This window comes from Cellulomonas algicola (assembly GCF_003851725.1).
Taxonomy (GTDB): domain Bacteria; phylum Actinomycetota; class Actinomycetes; order Actinomycetales; family Cellulomonadaceae; genus Cellulomonas; species Cellulomonas algicola.
Window position 1 is genome coordinate 1 of the sequence record NZ_BHYL01000280.1, and the last position, 3,755, is coordinate 3,755.

General features: G+C 76.7%; 3 protein-coding genes and 1 pseudogene. 1 reads left to right on the top strand and 3 read right to left on the bottom strand.

The window, feature by feature from the left end:
• The 3 genes from CTKZ_RS16370 to CTKZ_RS16380 form a co-directional block, all read right to left on the bottom strand.
• On the bottom strand, positions 1 to 1,027 hold a 1,027-nt coding region (locus CTKZ_RS16370), incomplete at its 3' end, for a S8 family serine peptidase (protein WP_148090509.1).
• Between the two features lie 201 nt (positions 1,028 to 1,228).
• Positions 1,229 to 1,819 carry a protein-L-isoaspartate O-methyltransferase family protein gene (locus tag CTKZ_RS16375; RefSeq protein WP_124343944.1) on the bottom strand — a complete coding sequence of 197 codons (591 nt, stop codon included), beginning with the start codon at positions 1,817 to 1,819 and terminating at the stop codon, positions 1,229 to 1,231.
• An 83-nt stretch (positions 1,820 to 1,902) separates the two neighbouring features.
• Positions 1,903 to 2,526, bottom strand: coding sequence for a hypothetical protein (locus tag CTKZ_RS16380; RefSeq protein ID WP_124343945.1), 624 nt, complete (start codon positions 2,524 to 2,526; stop codon positions 1,903 to 1,905).
• Between the two features lie 241 nt (positions 2,527 to 2,767).
• On the opposite strand from CTKZ_RS16380, the pseudogene CTKZ_RS16385 reads away from it, so the two are divergent.
• Positions 2,768 to 3,755, top strand: a pseudogene (locus tag CTKZ_RS16385) (hypothetical protein); the annotation flags it as partial.

Sequence of the window (3,755 nt, forward strand, 5' to 3'; positions counted from 1 at the left end):
CGGCCGCGCGGTCGAGCGCGAGACCCGTGAGCTCGGTCGAGCCGCCGATGTCGCCGAAGACCTTGAACGCGTACAGCCCGGCCTCGGGCGCGGTGCCCGGGCCGACCTGCCAGTCGGCGACCGACGTCAGCGACGTGTAGTCGCCCTCGAACGTGGTGCCGTCGGGCAGGACGCCGTAGCCGGCGGCGGTGCCGGCGACGTGCGTGCCGTGACCGACGTTGTCCGACAGGTAGGTCGCGTCGATCGGGTTGTCGTCCGGCGAGGGGACGGGCGTCGAGCCGGGCAGCGGGTCGACGCTGGGGTCGTACAGCGGTCCGGCGAAGTCGTAGCCGCCGAGGAACTTCTCGGGGTCGAACAGGCCCGCGGGCACGGGCTGCGTGCCGTCCTCGCCGTACGCCTCCTCGTACGCCGCGACCGTGCCGGGGCCGCCGAAGTCGGCGTGCGTGTAGTCGAGGCCCGTGTCGATGACGCCCACGCGGACGCCCTCGCCGGTCTGGCCGGTGCTCTGCCACGTCGCGAGCGCACGCGTGAACTCGACCTGGTGGCTGTTGTCGGCGGTCTTGCGGGCCACGCGGTAGACGGCCACGACGTCGGGGCTCTCCGCGAGCGCGCGGACCTCGGCGGCGTCACCGGTGACGAGCGTGCCCGCGACGAGGTTGGTCAGGGTGGCGATGCGCTGCGGCTCGGCGGCCTTGGCGGAGCGGGCGGTCTGCTCCTGCGGGACGACGTCCTCGGCGAGGTCCTCGGTGACCTCGGCCTGGGCGCGGACCTGCGCGGGCGTGCCGCCGTCGGCGACGACGTCGGCGCCGGACTTCGCGTCGAGCTGGACGAACGCGGTGACGCGGCCGGTGGCGTCCTGCAGGTCGCGCGAGACGCGGGCGGCGGCGCGGGGGTCGAGCTTGCCGGGGTCGGCGGCGTTCGGGGTGTCCGGGGGCGGTGCCGCGGTGGCGGGCTGCGCGCCGAGGACGGCGGTTCCGAGGGTGACGGACAGGGCGGTGAGCCCGGCGAGCAACGGACGACGTGACATGTGCACATCCCTGACTGGTGAGGACCGGCGTGCACCCGGCCGACGCGCCGTTTCCTGGCGCGCGCACCCGGGTGCCTCGTGCACGTTACTGACGAGTCACGACATTCGTCACCCCCGTGCACGGTCGTCTTTTTCGTCGGGGTCCCGTCGGAGTCGGACGCGCGTCCCGACGCCGGTGGGCGACCGTCGCCGCGACCTGCGTCAGCGCAGCGGCACGAACGTGTAGGAGCCATGCGTCGTGACCAGCACGCGTCCGTCCACGCGGCGCACGAGGTGCATGGTCGAGCGGACGGGGATGACCATGCGGCCGTCCTCGGCGACCTGGTCGACGAGCGTCTCGGGGAGCGCGCGGGGTGCCGCGGACACGAGCACGCGGTCCCAGCCGCCGTCGACGGGGCGCCCGAGGACGTGCGGGTCGGCGCGCTCGACGGTGACCCACGGCATCCCGCAGGCGTCGACGTTGCCGCGGCCCCAGTCGGCGAGCTGCGGGTCGAGCTCGAGGCCGAGCACCGTGCCGCCGGGTCCGACGAGCCGGCCGAGCAGCGCGGTCGTCCACCCGGACCCGCTGCCGACGTCGAGCACGCGCGCGCCGACGGGGACCTGCAGGAGCCGCAGCATCGCGGCGACCGTCGAGGGCTGCGAGCTCGTCTGGCCGTGCCACAGGGGGAGGGGGTGGTCCTCACCGGCCCGGTGCCGCTGCTCGTCGGGGAGGAAGAGCTCGCGCGCGAGGGTGCGCATCGCGTCCGCGACGTCGGCCGCGCGCTCGGGGTCGGGGCCGGTGGTGGCGCCCATCGTCCGAGCCTACGGCGCGAGGCTCGCGCGCGTCGGAGCCGTCGACGGCGGGGTCGCGCGTCGAGCGCGGACGTCGGCGTGGGCTAGAAGGCCGGGGCGGCGGCTGCGGCCGGGACGGCGGGTGCGCCCGTGGGGGCGGGGGTCTCGACGAGCGACGGAAGCGCGGGCGGCGTCGTCTCGGCGACGGCCGCCGCGGCGAGCGCGTCGGCGGCGGGCGCGACGACGGGCAGGGCGCCGGTGACGAGCAGCGGGAGCGCGCCGGTGGTCGTGGCGACGACGGGCAGCGGCCCGGTGGTCGTGGCGACGACGGCGGTGGCGCCGGTCGCGACGAGCGGGAGGGCGCCGGTCGTGGTGGCGACGACGGGCAGCGCGTCGGTGCTCGTGACGACGGGCAGCGCGCCGGTCGTGGTGGGGACGGACGGGCTGGTGCGGGCGACGTCGGCGGCGGCGCGCGACGGGACGAAGCCGGGCTTGCGGCCGGGGCGGCCGGGGGTGCGGCGCTGCTCGATGCCCTCGAGCGTGGTCGCGCGCCAGACGGCGCCGCCGTTGAGACGGCCGTCGGGGGCGGGCAGCCACGGCACCTTGCGGGACAGCCAGACGCGGATCGTGGAGTGCTCGACGCCGAGCCGCGCGGCCAGCCGGCTGATGTCGTAGAGGTCGTCGAGCCCGCGCGGGGCGGGGGTCGTCGAGGGGTCGTCGGCTGGCACGCTCGGAAGCGTAGCGGTCGCTCCACGGAGGACTTGTGTCGCGCTTGCGTGACGAAGCGCACAGCGGCCGAACGGGTGTGTCCGGAGTGTCCGAAACGGTGGCCGGCGACGCTGTGACCAGTGGGAACGCGCTTGCTGGAGCTCTCCCTGTGAATTCTGTGACGGAGACGTGACGGGATCACCACATGATCTACGTCTCAAGTGTCCGGGGCGGCCGTCCGACTCACTTAACGTGAAGCGCGTGAGTGACAGATTGCCGATCCCGGCGCGTCGGTCGCGGGGAGGCAAGCATGTCGCCCCGCGCACTGCCGCGACCCCCGTCGTCCCCTCCGGTCCCCGGGACGACCGCACCGCTGCCCGGACCGACCACACCCCCGTCGTCACCGGCCCGACGCCGCGCACGTACGCCGACACCGGCGCGACCGTGCGCCCGTCCGTCGACACCGGCACGGCTGTCGGCGTGCCCGCCGGCACCGGCACGACCGTGCGCGTGTCCGCCGACACCGGCGCGACCCGCGCGGTCCTGCACCGCGCCCCGCGCGCACGGGCGCACATCCTGCCCCGCGGCGGCAGCATGTCCGCGCGCGTCGCGCAGGGTGCCGTCGTCGCGGTGCTCGCGATCGGGCTCGGCGGCACGGTGACCGCCGCCGCGTCCGCCAAGGGCGAGGAGCAGCAGGCCGCCCTGACGGCCGAGGCGGACCAGGCGGTCGGCCAGGCGCACGCCGCCGCCCACGCGCGCGCCGTCGACCAGGCCGTCGGCCTCGCGGACGACGCGATCGAGGCGAGCACCGCCGCGCAGACCGAGGGGCAGCAGGCCGCCGTCGACACCGCGCGGCTCGCCGAGCTGCAGGCCGCGACCGCCCGTCTCGAAGCCCTCGTGGACGCGCTCCCCGAGGACGTCCGGCCCGAGCGCGAGCGCACGTCGCGCACGGCCGACCGCTCGGGCACCGAGGCGCCCGCCACGACCGACGAGGCCGCGGAGCCGACGCCCACCGCGAGCGACCCGGCCGCGCAGGCCACCCCGGACACCACCGCGAGCCCGAGGCCCGCGGCGACCACCGAGGCGCCCGTCGAGCGGGCCGACGCGGACGACGCCAGCCCGGCGACCATCCGGGACGCCGCCGCCGAGGTGTCGGCGCTCACGGACGAGATCCGCACGACCGCCGAGGCCAACCGCACCGCGGCCGCCGCCGCGCAGGCCCAGGCCGACGCCGAGGCCGCCGCGGCCG